The following is a 14,493-nucleotide window of genomic DNA, read 5'->3' on the forward strand; positions in this document are numbered from 1 at the left end:
CGGTGCGAAGCGAAAACGGAGTGTGGCCATGAAGAAAACCTTAAAGGCCGGAGTGACTCTGTTCTAGTCCGGCTCGTCTTTGTGCACCACCTCCGGTTTGCAGGGCTTCACAGATGCGCGTCTGATCAACGCACGTGTCTGGCGCCATCAACAGGGTGGTACTCCTCGCCTGTGAGCTCCTCGTACACGATGGCTGGAAGTCCCGTTTCGAACATGGTCTGGAGGGCTTCCTTCAGATAAGGGTTCCAGCCACCGGTGCTTACCTGCCCATGCCGCACCGTCCAGTCCCATGTCCCCTGAAGATCTCTCGGGATGCGCCCTTCACGATCTCTTCGGGCCACGAGGTCGAGCGATTCCACAAGACCAACCTGCACAGGCTCCTTGCCGTAGGCGGGCGTCAGGCTCAGTTCCAGGCGCACGGGATCTTCCTTGAGAAGGCGAAGCCGGAAACGCGGCGGCAATTTCACGGATTTGATCACTGCAGCAACGATCCGTGTTCTTTGGTCCACCAGGCAGTTCCCCCTACGAGTCCGAGACGAGCTGTCATGCAGCTCATTCGTCCAACTTATTCACCGGAGCGATCAGCAGGTTCTCCCTCGTCGTCGTCGCTGAAACGAACCGTCAGCAGATTTTCCTCGGTCAGGCGGCCTTCGCCATCCAGTAGCTCGGGATGGATGGTCACCTTTCCAGTCCGATCATTGCGACTTGCAGACGCATTCAGCGGTCGTCCTGCAGCACTGAAGCCCCGACCCATCACCTTGAACGCCTGCCAGAGCAGGGCCAGGAAGATCAGCCCGTAGAGGAGAGGAAAAAGACTACTCAACATGACGTAAGCCTGAATGGGGGTTGGGCGCAAACCTCCGTCCTCCATCATCGCTTCTGCTGGGGGGAAGCGGCATCGATTCCTTGGCATCGGTCGCATCCGGTCATGGAACGGTCGGGCTTCCCCTCTGTTATCTCCCAGGATTGCTTCCTACGGTCTGATGCAAGATTCAACGCCTCTTCGCCCATGGCTGTGGCCGTTCCCTCCGCTCCTCGGATTTCGGCGCGACGTGTCCGTCACAAACGTGGGTTGATTCCACTCGTTGTGATGGCGTCTCTGTTTGGTCCCTTGACCGCTCCATGGACGCCCAGGCATGCCAAGGCCGTCCCAGCGCCTTCGTCTGTGCTGTCGTCGCAATCCTTTGTTGCTGGTGCAGTGGCTCGAAGCGGCCCTGCTGTCGTCACACTCGAAACGCAACGCACGGTGAGGACATCAAAAGGCAATGGAATGCCACAGGGGCTGCTGGTGGACCCCTTCTTTCAACGGTTTTTCGGTCTGCAGGCTCAGCCGGTTCCCCGCTCCCGTGTTGAGCGGGGCCAGGGAAGTGGTGTGATCTTTGATGCCCAGGGCCTTGTCCTCACGAATGCCCACGTCGTGGAAAACACCGACCAGGTGATGGTGGGACTTCCGGATGGTCGTCGTGTGTCCGGTCAGGTTGTGGGGCAGGATTCCGTGACGGACCTGGCCGTGGTGAAACTGGAGGGTGGAAGCAGCTGGCCAACGGCTCCTCTCGGGGATTCCGATCGGCTCCGTGTTGGGGATTGGGCGATTGCTGTCGGCAATCCTTTCGGTCTCGAGAACACGGTCACACTGGGAATTGTGAGCAACCTGAATCGCAATGTGTCCCAGCTGGGAATTCAGGGCAAACGTTTGGATTTGATCCAAACCGATGCAGCCATTAATCCAGGCAATTCAGGTGGCCCTCTTCTCAATGCCAGTGGAGAGGTGGTGGGCATCAACACACTTGTGCGCTCAGGTCCGGGCGCTGGGCTTGGATTCGCGATCCCGATCAACCGTGCAAAGACCATCGCCATGCAGCTCGTCGAGCAGGGGCGAGCCAGTCATCCGATGGTAGGGATTGGTCTCTCCTCAATCCCTGCATCCGCTCCTGGAGGGATAGCACCTCCAGGAGCCGTGGTGCGTTCCGTCGTGCCAGGTGGTCCGGCCGCTCAGGGGGGGCTGCAGGTCAATGATGTGATTGTGGCTGTGGCAGGTGCTGTTGTGAAGAACCCTGCGGAGGTGGTGACAGCGATTGACCGTAGTGGCGTAGGGCGACCTCTGGAGCTTCGTGTTGAGCGTCAGGGTCGATCAGTTCCCATCACGGTGACGCCGGTGGACATGCGCGCACTGAAGATGCGCTGATCATTCCTCATCAGCATCACGCAGCTGCTCGACACAGCGCGTGATGCATTCGCCGTCGTCCAGATTGCATGTGGTGATGCATTCGAAATAGGTCTCAACCGCATCCCAGGTCTGCTCATGGTCTGCTCCATTGGCTCGGTTCTGGTTGAGGCCTGAGGGCAGGGTTCCTGGGTGTGTCATCAGCTGCCGGGATCAGTAATGTCAGCTTATGCACACGTTTTGGGTGGGTAAAGGGAAATGAGTCTTCCTTCCTAGCGGTTCATGAAGTTTCGTCTTGCTGTGTCGAATTGCTGCGTTAAGCCGCCTTTTTGCGACGGCTTTCTCGCTCTTTTTGCTTGTTGCGTTTGGCTTGGCGTTTGGCCTCCTGCTGCGCCTTCAGCAGTGCTTCGCCGGCAGCTTGACGCTCTTCCTTTTTTTTCTCGAGGTAGTAGTTGTAATCACCTCGATAGAGCACCAGCTCTCCGTCGCGTAGTTCAACGATCCGGTTGGCAACGCGGGAGATGAAATAACGATCGTGCGACACGAGCAGGGCAGCCCCTTCGTAAGCACAGAGTGCGTCCTCCAGCATCTGCTTGGCCGGAATGTCGAGGTGGTTGGTCGGCTCATCGAGCACCAGCAGATTGCAGGGGCTCAGGAGCATTAGGGCCAGTGCCAGGCGTGCTTTCTCGCCGCCGCTGAGCTGTCCAACTTCTTTAAAGACGCTGTCATTGCTGAAACAGAAGCTTCCCAAAAGGGAGCGCACCTGGGTTTGCGTCCAGTCCGGCACGGCTTCGAACATGGTGTCGATCACTGTTTTGCCGAGATCCAGTGCTTCTGCCTGGTTCTGTTCGAAATAGCTCGCCACGATGTTGTGTTCGCCAAGGGTTGCTGACCCCTCATCCGGCGTTTCCAGCCCCATCACCAGACGCAGCAGGGTGGATTTGCCAGCGCCGTTTGGGCCGACGAATGCGATTCGATCTCCGCGCTCCACTTCAAGTTCAGCGCCCAGGAAAAGGATCTTGTCTCCATAGCTATGGGTGAGGTTGTCGATCAGGGCAACCTGCGCTCCGGATCGGGGCGCGGGGGGAAAGCGGAAGCTTGGCCCCGCCACCGATTCGATCGGTGCCTCCACGCGATCCACCTTCTCGAGCTGCTTTTCCCGGCTTTTGGCTTGGGTGCTGCGGGTTGCACTGGCTCGGAAGCGGTCGATGTAGGCCTGCTGCGCAGCGATGTCCTTCTGCTGGCGCTCAAATGCGGCTTGCGTGGCCTCCTGCTCCAGCGTCTTCTGCTCGAGGTGAGCTGTGTAGTTCCCCAGGTACGCCCGGGAGATTCCCCGTTCGGTTGAAACGATCTGATTGCAGACCTTGTCAAGGAAGGCTCTGTCGTGACTGATGACTACCAGTGCGGCGGTTTGTGTCTGGAGGTAGTCCTCAAGCCATTGAATGGTTTCGACATCCAGGTGATTGGTGGGCTCGTCGAGAAGCAGCAGATCCGGGTCCTGGAGAAGGATCTTGCCGAGAGCGATGCGCATCTGCCAGCCCCCTGAATAGTCCTTCACTTGCCGTTCGGCCCCTTCAGCTGTGAAGCCGATGGTGGGAAGGAGTTTGTCGATCCGTGCATCCAGCTCGTAGCCATGCAGGGATTCGAATCGGGTCTGCAGGGCTCCAAGGCGGTGGATAAGCCGGTCGAGATGGTCTGGATCGGCAGCGGCCTGCTCCGACCCCATGGCCAGCTCCACCTGCTTCTGCTCAGTCAGCACCTCCGCCGCTTCGCCAAAGGCCTGGAATAGCTCTTCACGAACCGTGCGCTCAAGGTCCACATCGAATTCCTGCTGAAGAAAAGCGATCCGGGGTTCTCCTTGACGAACGATCTGGCCGCTACTGGGCTCTTCCAGACCGGCGATCAGTCTCATTTGTGTGGATTTTCCCGCGCCGTTCACGCCGACAAGGCCAATGCGGTCGCCGTCTTTCACCTCCCAGGTCACATCCCGGAGCACCTCTCCTGTCGGATAAATCTTGCTGACGCGCTCAAGTCGCAGCACAGGGGGCGAAGGCAGATGCCTTCATCATCCCGTGCCGGGGTGAGGGCAGACTGGGGATCGATGAGGCGGCGCTGATGCGGAGGCTTGAGCAGTTCGCAGCTCTTGTGGTCGCGGCAGGACTTGCGCTGGTGAGTTATTGGTTGTTCTTCAGCTGGGCTGGAGGTGGGGGAACTCGGGAGCGTCGAGTGGATCCTCCTCGGTCGCCGCAGGCTGAAGAGCGGGTCAGAGCCCCCCTCTCGCTTTGATCAACCATTGCTTGCTCAGGTCGTCATCGAGATTGTTGATATGAGCCTTCACCTCGTCGGCCGTGACGGGAAGCTCTAGTTGCTCGCCGATTGCGCAGATGGCATCAATGGCGCCACCAGGATTCTGTAGTGCCTGGCGAAAGAGAGAACGGGTGAGTTCTTGGTCACCTTCGATTCGTTTGTAGAGCGCGGCTGCGTTGCCCATGACACACCCATGACTGACCCAACCCTATTCACGACTCGTGAATCAGTCCTGAACACGCAAGACCTAAATCAGACCTGAATCAGGCGGCTTGGTCGAGATCCGCCTCCTTCAGGCCTGCTGCTGAGGCGTCTTCCATGCTCCGCGCATCCATGCAGAGAACTTTGCGCAGCTGGGCATAGTTTGCGGCTTGGGATGGACGTCCTTCCTGAACAGCGCCGTATTCGGCGCGTTGGAGAACATGGTGTAGGTGGGTCAGTAAGTACGTGCTGATCACAGCAGACACCAAGACGTCACTGTTCTCATTGGTGCGACGGGTCCGGCGCGCACCGCTGGTTCGCCTGGCGCGAGGCGTCGTCTGACGGGTGCTGGTGGCCTGGCTGGTGGAACGGGGCATGGCAGTCCTGGCTGAACGTCGAGATGGGAGTTCTGATGAATGAACCGTGTGTCAGGGGTCGGATCGATGACCACATCATAGTGATGGATACTATCCTTGCGCATCTCTGTACACTTTTAAGTAGCTCTGGGTCTGCGGTCGTGGCAACCCGCCAAACGTCATCCAGCGGGAAGCCGAAGTCCCCTCGGATTCAAGTGGTGCTGCCTGAAGATCTGTGCGTTCGCCTTACTGCACTCGCGGAGCAGGAATCACGCACCGTCAGCAATATGGCCAAAGTGCTGATTCAGCAGGGCGTCCAGCGTCTGGAACAGGGGGAGTCTGCTGTGCAGCCCTCCGTATCTGCTCCGCTTCAGTCCCCGACCGAGCGCCTCCGGTCTGCACTTGAGGCCCAGCAACCGAGGCGGTTGCGTGGTGCGCCTCGACGGGTTCGCTTGCATCGTCCCAATGGGCCCGGCGCCTGATCAAGCTGGGTCCACACGGTGACCAAGCACTGTGGCTTTCGATGCGCCTGTGATGGCAGGCGCGTTGCCGGGATGGCCGGATTGATGCCACCAGGCCAGAAGTGCGAAGACGAGTGCTTCACGGAACTGCTCTGGGAGATCCAGTTCACTGCTGGGGCGCACATGCACTCCTAGGCATCGCTGCCGGAGCTGCTGCATCAGGGTTTTGTTCTGGCAGCCCCCACCCGCAACCAGTAGCTCTACGGGCAAAGGCTGACCTGTCGATGTCAGCCGGCGCAGGTCCTGGGCCACCACTGCAGCGCTGAAGGCGGTGAGAGTCGCCAGCTGGTCCTCAGGTGCATGGGGGCCGAGCTGGCGGAGTCGCCGGTTGAGATCCTCCTGCCCGAACACCTCCCGTCCAGTGGATTTCGGCGGTGAGCTCAGGAAATAAGGCTCCTGAAGCCATCGTTGGAGGGTCTCCTCGCAGACGGTCCCACGTGCTGCGAGCGCTCCATCCTGGTCACAAACTTCTCTACCTTCGCTCAGCCGGGCCATGGTCAGATCCATCAGCGTATTGGCTGGGCCGCAATCCCAACCCAGCACAGGGTTCTGGCGATCCGGGCCAGCCTTTGGTGGAATCAATGTGATGTTGGCGATGCCGCCCAGATTGAGAAGTCCTCGCCATCCGTCGATGCGACCCATCAGAGCGGCATCCGCCATCGGCACTAAAGGTGCGCCTTGTCCTCCGAGCACAAGATCGGCGGCTCGGAAGTCATGAACAACCGGACGTCCGACCAGGTGCGCCAGGAGTGGAGCTTGCAGCATCTGCCAGCTGGCACCTCGACGGAGGACTCCATCCGACCGGTCGTTTTGAGGAGGAGGCGGGGCGTGCCAGATCGTCTGGCCATGACAGCCCACCAGGCTTGCCGATCGTTGAGGGTCGCAGAGTTGCGCGGCTTTCGCCTGCATCTCAGTCACGGCCACTGACATCTCCAGTAGATGAGAAGCACTGATGGCCTCACCCTGGGCCACATGAACCAATCGCTCTTTCAGCTCTGCTGGGTAGGGCACCGATGCGGTGCTCAACAGAGCCCAGTCCGGGGCATCGGGTCTGCCTTTGAACTGAGCGAGCGCTGCATCAACCCCATCGGCGCTGGTTCCGCTCATCAGGCCGAGAACGCGCATGATTGAGCTGTTCAGATTCTCGGAAGATTCTGAAGGTCCTCGGTAAGCCCCATGACGACCAAGACATGCCCCTTCAGCAAAACGTGAGACGCGGGAGGATTCACCAGCAGTTCTCCTGCAGGGCCAGCTGCAAGAACATTCACCCTGTGGTTTTTGCGCAAATTCAGATCACGAAGTGATCGGCTCACGAACCGTTCAGGGACCTTGATCTCTTCAATCGAGTGATGCTCATCGAGCTCCAGCCGCTCCATCAAGTTGGGGCGCACCAGCTCGAGCCCCAAACGTTCACCCTGCATGCGGGAGGGGAACACCACGCGATCAGCGCCAACGCGCTTGAGCATCTTTTCGTGCAGGTCGCTGGTGGCTCTCGCAATCACTTGTTGGACTCGGGTTCCAACGCTGTCTTTCGCGATCAGGGTGGCTGTAATGCTTGCCTCGATCGGCTCACTGATGGCCACAACCACGGTGTCCATGTCAAGGATGCCGGCTTCGCGGAGTGACTCCTCATCGGTGCAATCCACCACTCTCGCTTCAATGGAAGGCTCCAGTTGGCGCAGTTCCTCGATTGCCTTGGAGGAGCGGTCGACGGCCAGCACCTCGGCGCCGTTTTGCATGAGCTGACGACAAACCGCGCTCCCGAAACGTCCGACGCCGACAATCCCGAAACTCTGTGGATCGTTGACCGAGGACTGTGACCAATTCCACCAGTCCCTCATGACAGCCTCTCCAAGGAACCTCGTTCAGACATATAGATCCTCGCGGGGATAGCCGACACGATTCTGGCGGTGGATCTGGTCGCGCTCGAAGCTCTCCCAGATCGCGCTGAGCAACAGCAGAATGCCCAGCCGCCCCACGAACATTCCGACCACCAAGATCAGCTGTCCGAGATGTCCAAGCTGTTCTGTCACGCCCAGATCGAGGCCCACAGTCGCGAAGGCCGAGATGCACGTGAACATCAGTTCCAGAAACGACAACGGGTCCTCGCCTGTGGGGTCGCTGATCAAAGCGAGCAGCAAGGCCATCACCAGTACGAACAGCAGGGAGGCCACCGTGATGCTCACGGCTCTAAGCACCACCTTGTCAGGAATCTGACGATGACGAATCACCACATCATCGTGTCCTCGCAGGGTGGAGCGGGTGGTGGCCATCAGCGCAGCCAATGTGGTGGTTTTGATTCCTCCACCGGTGCCACCGGGACTGGCACCAATGAACATCAGCGTCATCAGCAGCAATAGGCCTGAATCAGAAATGCTTTGGATGGAAAGAGGCACGGTGGTGAAGCCTGCTGTGCGTGAGCTCACGGATCCAAACAGGGCACTCATGACTCTCTCTTGCCATCCCATTGAGGTGAGGGCGTGGCCTTTTGACAGGGATTCGGTCAGCAGCAGTCCGAGCATGCCAATCAGAATCAGGAGTGCTGATGTGCGGAGCACGAGCCGGGTGTGCAGGCTCAGATTTCGACGCTTGAGTCGCTGCCTGTTGCTCCAAAGATCGTTGGTCACTCTCCAGCCAAGACCACCCAGCACGATCAGAAGCATGATCACAGCGTTCACGACGCGGTTGGTTCGATATCCCTCGAGACTGTCGTTCCAGAGTCCGAAGCCGGCATTGTTGTAAGCCGAAATGCTGTGAAAGAGAGAGGCCCAGATCCTGGTTCCTCCCGCGGGCAGGTCTGAAAATCCGAAGGCGTACAGCACCAAAGCACCAACCAGAATCAGAACAGCCGCTGTGAGAGCGATGCTGCGGAAGGTGCTGCCGACGCCGCCGACGCCGAATTGATCCAGGGTCTGACCTCGATCCAGTCGCCTGCGAAGGGACGCACCACGCACCACGAACCCCTGCAGAAAGGTTGTGATCGCCATCAATCCCAGCCCGCCCACCAGGATCATGAAGGCCAAAAGGCCCTGGCCGAAAGGCGTCAGATCACGTCCGACATCGATCACTGTCAGCCCGGTCACCGTGACGGCGGAGGTCGCTGTAAACAGCGCTTCCCAGAGCCCCACATCCGTGGAGGAGCACAGCGGGGTTGCGAGAAGAAGGGTCCCGGTGGCGATCACCAGTAGACCTGTCACCACTGTGAACTGAGGCACGGTGAGGCGTCGGTACCACGCCTGAGTGCGATGAATCGCCCGGGGGAGAGGCATCCGTTTCATGGGTTCCCTATGGGCATGAAACGTGAGCGATTCGTGTTGAAGAAAATGGCGCGCGGCCAGGGTTGGGATGCTTGATCTTGAAGAACGTTGGATCCAACTGCAAGGTGAAATGCGGCATTGATCTCATGCATCGGCGTCTGCGCTGTTCTGATAGGCCAGGTCAGGGTTGACTGGTGACGGTGAGGCTCCCCAGAACGTCTGCTCGAGCCATGCTCGCAGACCTTTCAAGCCCGTTCCTTGGGTGGCTGACACATACAGGACCTCAGATTCAAGGTTTCTGATCAGCTCGAGAGTCGATGCATCGCAGCGGTCAATCTGATTAGCCAGAACCTGCCTCGGTTGATGGCAATTGAGACCGTTCAGGATGGAATGCACTGCAGTGAGCTGGCCTAGCCAGTCCGGATCTCCAAGATCCACCACCAGAAGAAGCCGGTCAGCTTCCCGGGTTTCTTCCAGCGTGGCCATGAACGCCTCGATGAGCGGCTCGGGTAGTTCACGGATGAAGCCGACTGTGTCGGTGATCAGTAGCTCCCTGGGTGCAGAGCCTGATCTGGGAAGGCACAATCGTCTTGTGGTCGGGTCAAGAGTGGCGAAGAGACTATTTCTTGCTTCCACAGAGCGCCCCTGGCCACGGTCGCAGAGCGCATTCAAAAGGGATGATTTCCCCGCATTGGTGTAGCCCACCAGCGCGACCTTCGGAAGCATGCTGCGTTGTTGCCGCAGCCGGGCGCGATGAGCCCCAAGCTGCCGCAATTCCCGACCCAGGTGTTCGATACGCCGGCTGATGGCGCGACGGTCTTTTTCCAGTTGTGTTTCGCCTGGCCCGCGAGTGCCGATTCCCCCACCTTGCCGTGACAGGCTCAGCCCGCGTCCTTTGAGACGTGGAAGTCTGTAGCGCAGCTGGGCAAGCTCCACCTGCAAGCGTCCAGCTGCGCTGGACGCCCGTTGAGCGAAAATGTCAAGAATCAGTTCACTTCTGTCCATCACCGGACAGTCGAGAAGACGTTCGAGGTTTCTGGCCTGTACCGGCGTCAGTTCCCTGTCGGTAATCACAAGGGAAGCCCCGTGTCGGCGTACATCCAGCGCAGCCTCCTGAAGCTTGCCAGTGCCCCAAAGAGTTTGTGGATTGATCTGCCCCAGGCGTTGACGGCAGACCGCTACGGGGCATGCCCCCGCGCTGCGTGTCAGTCCTTCGAGTTCAGCCAGGTCGCGCTCATTGATTGCAGGATCCGCTCCGGTGAGCGTTAAGAGCAGGACGCGTTCCTGTCTTGATCCCGGGTTGTCGAGGACCTCTGCGACAGCGGCCTGATCAGACCTGCGCTCGGTTTGTCCGGCTTCACAGAGGTCCTGGAGTCTGCCTGTCGTGTCGCAGCGCCAGCCAAGGGTTGCAGCGGAATCGGCTCGCCAGATGGCAGCAGGCCTTGTGCCCGATGCGGAAACGGTCGCCTGCAGCCGTAACCAATGGCTGGTGTGAACATCCAGAGCAATGACGGCTTCGCGTCCCTCAGGTTTCAACCCTTCTCCCTGGGTCCCAGCCAATGCACTGATCAACCTCCAGCGCTGGCGACGTCTCGATTCCTTTGGCCAATGTCCTTCGATACGCTCCGATTCCCCAAAAGGACCGACCCACAGCAGTCGGCACACCCCCCGTGCATCAACCAGCAGGTGCAGAGACTGCTTGAGTTCAAGTGACAGTTCGGCCAGGCGTTCGAGGGTGAACAAATCGGCGCCATCCTCGGGTGGGTGGCGGCGATGACTGAGGCTCTCCAGCTGATGCAGCTGCGATGGCCTTAGCCCGCGGGTTCGTCCTGACAGATGGGTCTGCTTCAAGAACCGAGCAACCAGGCCCCTGCAGAGCGCAGTCCAAGGGATAGTCCTGGCAGGCGAGTGAGATAGGCCAATCGCCGAATCTTGAAGGCGAGAGGGCCAGCCAAGGTCATGCCCATCCCCGTGATCGTGGCATCACTGATCCCAAGACTGAGCATTTCACCGAGATCCTGAAAAATGAAAGGTGAAGGTGTGCCGCCTTTGAGATGAGCTTCGAGAGTGCGTGCTGCTGCCTGGCCCTGCTGAATGGCGGCTTGGGCCGACAGGGGCCATGGAGTTTGGCCTTCATCTGTGGGGGCATGGGTGGCGATGTCCCCGAGGGCAAGGACGTCAGGCTGTCCCTGCAGCCGCAGGGTCTGATCAACAGGCAGTCGCTTCTGATGCAATTCTGCTGAAGGTTGCAGGTCAGGGATGTTCGGCTTGCTGCCGGCAGTCCAGATCAGACCGTCGTGAGGCTGCTCGACATCGCCTTCGATGCCGTTCCAGCGGACGGAGTCCGGTTTGACGCTGAGAACGCGTGTCTTCAGATGGACGTTGATACCTCGCCGTTTCAGGGCACGCTCTGCCTGCTCTCTGTTGAAAGCCCGCGAGCGGGCAAGGATCTGATCGCCTTGATCCACGAGATGAACTTGTGCTGCTCCTTCAAGCAGGTCCACCAGCTTGCAAGCCAGTTCCACGCCTGTGGCCCCGGCTCCGACGATCACAACAGAGCTCGTGCCGGATGGACGCAGACGAAGCTGCCTCAGGCGTTCCTGCAGTGGGGCAAGGTCGCGGAGGGAGTGGAATCCCAGCGCGTGATCGCGAACACCAGGGATCCCGAAGTCGTCAGGGACTGCTCCGGTGGCTAGGACGAGCTGGCTGTAAACCAGATGGTCTCCCCCTGCTGTGGTGATGCTGTGATCCTCAACATTGACTGAGGTGACGATGTCTCTGATATGGCTGATGCCATGTCCCTGAATCAATGGTGCGTAGTCGGGAGCCACTTCCCATGCCTGCAGCTCTCCGCTGAGCAGTTCGTAGAGCAAGGGAACAAAAACAAATTGGGCCTTTGGTTCAATCAGGACCAAGGGCGGGCGGGGATGCACTCTGCTGAGTGTCAGCAAGGTTGATAATCCTGCGAAGCCACCTCCCACCACGATGATCGGCCGTTCCTGCGGGTTGGATACTGGCTGCAAGGGATCATTCGCTCCTTCCGTGAACCATAGGCAGGGTTCTCGTTCCCTCGGCGTATGAGAATGACTTGATGAGGCACGGCATCACCCCTATGACGAGCGCTGCCGCGGACTTGGACTCCAGTGGTGAATCCGCGCTCTTGACGCATCAGAGAGTCCACCTGGAGGCACTCGAGCCTGTTCAACGCTTGCAGTGGGCGAAGCAGCACTTCGGTGCGGGTTTCGCAATGACAACGAGCTTCGGCATTCAGTCTTCCGTGCTTCTCCACATGCTGAGCTCTCTGCCGGACGCTGAGGCAGTTCCAGTGATCTGGGTGGATACCGGTTACTTACCGCCGGATACTTATCAATATGCAGACAAATTGTGTGAGCTGTTCCACCTCCAACCGGTTGTGGTCCAGTCACCGATGTCTCCGGCAAGGATGGAAGCCCTGCACGGGCGTCTCTGGGAAACCGGAAAAGACAGCGACCTTGACCTCTATCTGCGTCTACGCAAGCTTGAGCCGCTTGAAAGTGCACTCGATCAGTTGGCTGTGACCTGCTGGGCCAGTGGGGTGCGCAGCGGGCAGACCGACCACCGACGCACGATGACGGTGATCGATGAAATCCGCGGTCGCTACTCCCTCAGGCCGCTCCTGCATTGGACCAACCGAGACATGTATTACTACATGCAAGAGCATGAGCTTCCCCAGCACCCTCTGTTTGAACGTGGATACTCCACCGTCGGTGATTGGCATTCGAGTGCGCCTGACAGCGGCACTGTCGTGGGTCGCAGCACACGCTTCGGAGGGCAGAGACAGGAATGCGGAATTCACCTGCCGGGGGTGATGGGCGAAGGCATCTGAGGGTGATCAATCCGCAGCGATTCCTGCTCATCGGCAATACGCGCTGGCACTGGGCTGAAGGTGCCGGGACATCCCAATGGACGTATTGGCATACGACTCCAAGGGATGGACCCTCCTGGAAAGCGATGGTCCCCGATCGATGGGCAGCCGTGGGGCCTGTTCCCGAAGCGCTCTCTCTTAGCGAAGACAGCCGGGTGCATCTTGATCAGGTGCCTCTCAAAGATGTGCCTCCCTGGCTTGGGATTGATCGGGCTTTAGCTGGATGGGGTGCCTGGAGTCGATCAAGCGGTGGCGAAGATTTGTCGGTGGTGGATGCAGGAACCGTGCTCAGCCTGACGCGGGTTACGGCTTCCGGATGCTTTGCCGGGGGACTGCTTTGTGCCGGATTGCGCCTTCAGCTCCAATCCATGAGTGAGGGGACTGTCGCCTTGCCAGTTGTGGGACCTGATGTGCCAAGCATGGAGCCAGGCCCGAAACTTCCTGCTGACACTGCGAGTGCGATGACCCAAGGTGTTCTTCAAAGCCTGTTGGGTTTGATCAATGGTGCCCAGCGCCATTGCGATGGAACGATCTGGCTTTGCGGAGGAGACGCTCCGCTTCTTTTCCCCGAGCTGGTAGCTCGGGGTATGGATGTTCAGCACACCCCGGATCTTGTGATGGAGACGTTCGTCGACCTCGTTAGCTAGCTGAGGCCAAGGTCATTCAGGATCTGGTCAGCCATGATTTCTGCCTTCACTTTGCGGTAGATCAGCTCCAGATTCCCCTGAGCATCCACAACAAAGGTGTGTCGCATCATGCCCATGTATTCGCGTCCCATGAACTTCTTGAGCCCATAGCTTTCATAAGCGCTGGCCACAGAGCAGGGTTCGACGTCGGTGAGCAGAGTGAAGGGCAACTCCTGTTTGCTGATGAAGCGGGTATGCGATGCGGCATTGTCTTTGCTGATTCCCAGGACATGAATGCCATGGGCCTCGAATTGATCCCATCGATCTCGGAAATTGCAGGCTTCCTTGGTGCACCCTGGCGTGGCGTCCTTCGGATAGAAATAGATCACGACCCGCTGGCCTTTGAGTGATGACAAGGTCACTGGCTCTTCCTTTTCGTTCGGAAGCGTGAAGTCCGGGGCTGGGTCACCGATCTGCAAAGTCATGGATCAGGAATGGACTGGCGGAAGCGTAACGGCCCTCTGGTTTCAGCGGATGTCTGTTCTGCTGCCGTGTGATGCCAGCTCTTTGTCGACGAAGGAGCAGCATTGGTCGACGCGCTTGCCAAAGGCCCGCTCCGAGGTGTTCATCCGTTCGCGGGTCTGGATGCGAGCCTGCCTCGCTAACTGCTTCAATGTGCCCCCTCAGGCGGTGCCATTGCAGGCGCCACCTGGAGAACCCCCCACCCTGCCGAGGGGCTGGGGGTTCCTGAGCTTGAGCCATTGCCCTGATGCTCTGCTGCTGGGCTGTTCAAAGCATCAGATTGGTTTGGATCTCGAGCGCCACGACCGCATGATTCCTGCGGCCTCGATTCTGCAACGGGCCTATTCCCAGGAGGAGCGGGAACGGCTGCAACATTTGCAAGGGGAAGACCTGCGACGGGCTGTGTTGAAGCACTGGTTGATCAAAGAAGCATCGATCAAGTGGCAGCAGGGGGCGATTGCCCGTGATCTGCGCTTCTGGGAGGTTCGTCCTGGGATGCGCAGCGTGGTTCATCAACGCAGCCATCAAAGGCTTTCCGCTGCATTGCATGCCCATGACTCCTGGGAGTTCGCCGTTGTGGCAACAGATCAACAACTGCTGCAATCGATCAGGCTCTTCCTAACCTGATCAAAAGC

General features: G+C 59.0%; 18 protein-coding genes. 6 read left to right on the plus strand and 12 right to left on the minus strand.

What is annotated here, in order from left to right:
* Positions 1-125: 125 nt before the first annotated feature.
* Positions 126-509 (minus strand): hypothetical protein, encoded by a 384-nt coding sequence (locus WH7805_RS10660; RefSeq protein ID WP_006043091.1) that lies wholly within the window; start codon positions 507-509, stop codon positions 126-128.
* Between the two features lie 56 nt (positions 510-565).
* A complete protein-coding gene (locus WH7805_RS10665; RefSeq protein WP_038005411.1) occupies positions 566-826 on the minus strand; it encodes a DUF2973 domain-containing protein in 261 nt (86 codons plus the stop codon).
* Positions 827-1,009: 183 nt separating this feature from the next.
* On the opposite strand from WH7805_RS10665, the gene WH7805_RS10670 reads away from it, so the two are divergent.
* Positions 1,010-2,185, plus strand: coding sequence for a trypsin-like peptidase domain-containing protein (locus WH7805_RS10670; protein WP_006043093.1), 1,176 nt, complete (start codon positions 1,010-1,012; stop codon positions 2,183-2,185).
* Here WH7805_RS10670 and WH7805_RS10675 read toward each other — a convergent pair whose 3' ends face one another.
* Both WH7805_RS10675 and WH7805_RS10680 read right to left on the minus strand, forming a co-directional pair.
* Positions 2,186-2,365 (minus strand): hypothetical protein, encoded by a 180-nt coding sequence (locus WH7805_RS10675; protein WP_006043094.1) that lies wholly within the window; start codon positions 2,363-2,365, stop codon positions 2,186-2,188. It abuts the gene before it with no gap.
* A 115-nt stretch (positions 2,366-2,480) separates the two neighbouring features.
* A complete protein-coding gene (locus WH7805_RS10680) occupies positions 2,481-4,205 on the minus strand; it encodes an ATP-binding cassette domain-containing protein (protein WP_006043095.1) in 1,725 nt (574 codons plus the stop codon).
* 74 nt (positions 4,206-4,279) lie between these two features.
* On the opposite strand from WH7805_RS10680, the gene WH7805_RS14765 reads away from it, so the two are divergent.
* On the plus strand, positions 4,280-4,450 hold the full coding sequence (locus tag WH7805_RS14765) for a hypothetical protein (protein WP_006043096.1): 171 nt from the start codon (positions 4,280-4,282) through the stop codon (positions 4,448-4,450).
* On the opposite strand, the gene WH7805_RS10685 is transcribed toward WH7805_RS14765, so the two are convergent.
* Together WH7805_RS10685 and WH7805_RS10690 are read right to left on the minus strand one after the other, a co-directional pair.
* Positions 4,428-4,655, minus strand: coding sequence for a hypothetical protein (locus WH7805_RS10685; RefSeq protein ID WP_006043097.1), 228 nt, complete (start codon positions 4,653-4,655; stop codon positions 4,428-4,430). The two genes, WH7805_RS14765 and WH7805_RS10685, sit on opposite strands and share 23 nt — an antisense overlap.
* Before the next feature lie 79 nt (positions 4,656-4,734).
* Positions 4,735-5,049 (minus strand): hypothetical protein, encoded by a 315-nt coding sequence (locus WH7805_RS10690; RefSeq protein ID WP_006043098.1) that lies wholly within the window; start codon positions 5,047-5,049, stop codon positions 4,735-4,737.
* A gap of 140 nt (positions 5,050-5,189) precedes the next feature.
* On the opposite strand from WH7805_RS10690, the gene WH7805_RS10695 reads away from it, so the two are divergent.
* Complete coding sequence (locus WH7805_RS10695) at positions 5,190-5,510, plus strand: hypothetical protein (RefSeq protein ID WP_038005413.1); 321 nt, start codon at positions 5,190-5,192, stop codon at positions 5,508-5,510.
* Here the strand turns inward: WH7805_RS10695 and WH7805_RS10700 are convergent, their stop codons facing one another.
* From WH7805_RS10700 to WH7805_RS10720, 5 genes are all read right to left on the minus strand, one after another.
* On the minus strand, positions 5,511-6,674 hold the full coding sequence (locus WH7805_RS10700; RefSeq protein WP_006043100.1) for an anhydro-N-acetylmuramic acid kinase: 1,164 nt from the start codon (positions 6,672-6,674) through the stop codon (positions 5,511-5,513).
* An 11-nt stretch (positions 6,675-6,685) separates the two neighbouring features.
* The gene (locus WH7805_RS10705) at positions 6,686-7,390 is read right to left on the minus strand and encodes a TrkA family potassium uptake protein (protein ID WP_006043101.1); all 705 of its coding nucleotides are present in this window, start codon (positions 7,388-7,390) and stop codon (positions 6,686-6,688) included.
* A gap of 24 nt (positions 7,391-7,414) precedes the next feature.
* Positions 7,415-8,818 carry a TrkH family potassium uptake protein gene (locus WH7805_RS10710; RefSeq protein WP_038005415.1) on the minus strand — a complete coding sequence of 468 codons (1,404 nt, stop codon included), beginning with the start codon at positions 8,816-8,818 and terminating at the stop codon, positions 7,415-7,417.
* Positions 8,819-8,950: 132 nt separating this feature from the next.
* Positions 8,951-10,657, minus strand: a complete 1,707-nt coding sequence (hflX, locus tag WH7805_RS10715) for a GTPase HflX (protein ID WP_006043104.1) — start codon at positions 10,655-10,657, stop codon at positions 8,951-8,953.
* Entirely contained in the window at positions 10,654-11,829 is a 1,176-nt protein-coding gene (locus WH7805_RS10720) for an NAD(P)/FAD-dependent oxidoreductase (protein ID WP_006043105.1), read from the minus strand. The genes hflX and WH7805_RS10720 overlap by 4 nt, the downstream gene beginning before the upstream one ends.
* Before the next feature lie 89 nt (positions 11,830-11,918).
* Between WH7805_RS10720 and WH7805_RS10725 the strand changes: the two genes are divergently transcribed.
* Positions 11,919-12,671 (plus strand): phosphoadenylyl-sulfate reductase, encoded by a 753-nt coding sequence (locus WH7805_RS10725; protein ID WP_006043106.1) that lies wholly within the window; start codon positions 11,919-11,921, stop codon positions 12,669-12,671.
* A 2-nt stretch (positions 12,672-12,673) separates the two neighbouring features.
* A complete protein-coding gene (locus tag WH7805_RS10730; RefSeq protein WP_006043107.1) occupies positions 12,674-13,357 on the plus strand; it encodes a type III pantothenate kinase in 684 nt (227 codons plus the stop codon).
* On the opposite strand, the gene bcp is transcribed toward WH7805_RS10730, so the two are convergent.
* Complete coding sequence (bcp, locus tag WH7805_RS10735; protein WP_006043108.1) at positions 13,354-13,821, minus strand: thioredoxin-dependent thiol peroxidase; 468 nt, start codon at positions 13,819-13,821, stop codon at positions 13,354-13,356. The two genes, WH7805_RS10730 and bcp, sit on opposite strands and share 4 nt — an antisense overlap.
* Positions 13,822-13,870: 49 nt before the next feature.
* Between bcp and WH7805_RS10740 the strand changes: the two genes are divergently transcribed.
* Positions 13,871-14,485 carry a 4'-phosphopantetheinyl transferase superfamily protein gene (locus WH7805_RS10740; protein ID WP_232198998.1) on the plus strand — a complete coding sequence of 205 codons (615 nt, stop codon included), beginning with the start codon at positions 13,871-13,873 and terminating at the stop codon, positions 14,483-14,485.
* Positions 14,486-14,493: the final 8 nt, after the last annotated feature.

Origin of the sequence: Synechococcus sp. WH 7805 (genome assembly GCF_000153285.1) — a bacterium.
Lineage (GTDB): Bacteria > Cyanobacteriota > Cyanobacteriia > PCC-6307 > Cyanobiaceae > Synechococcus_C.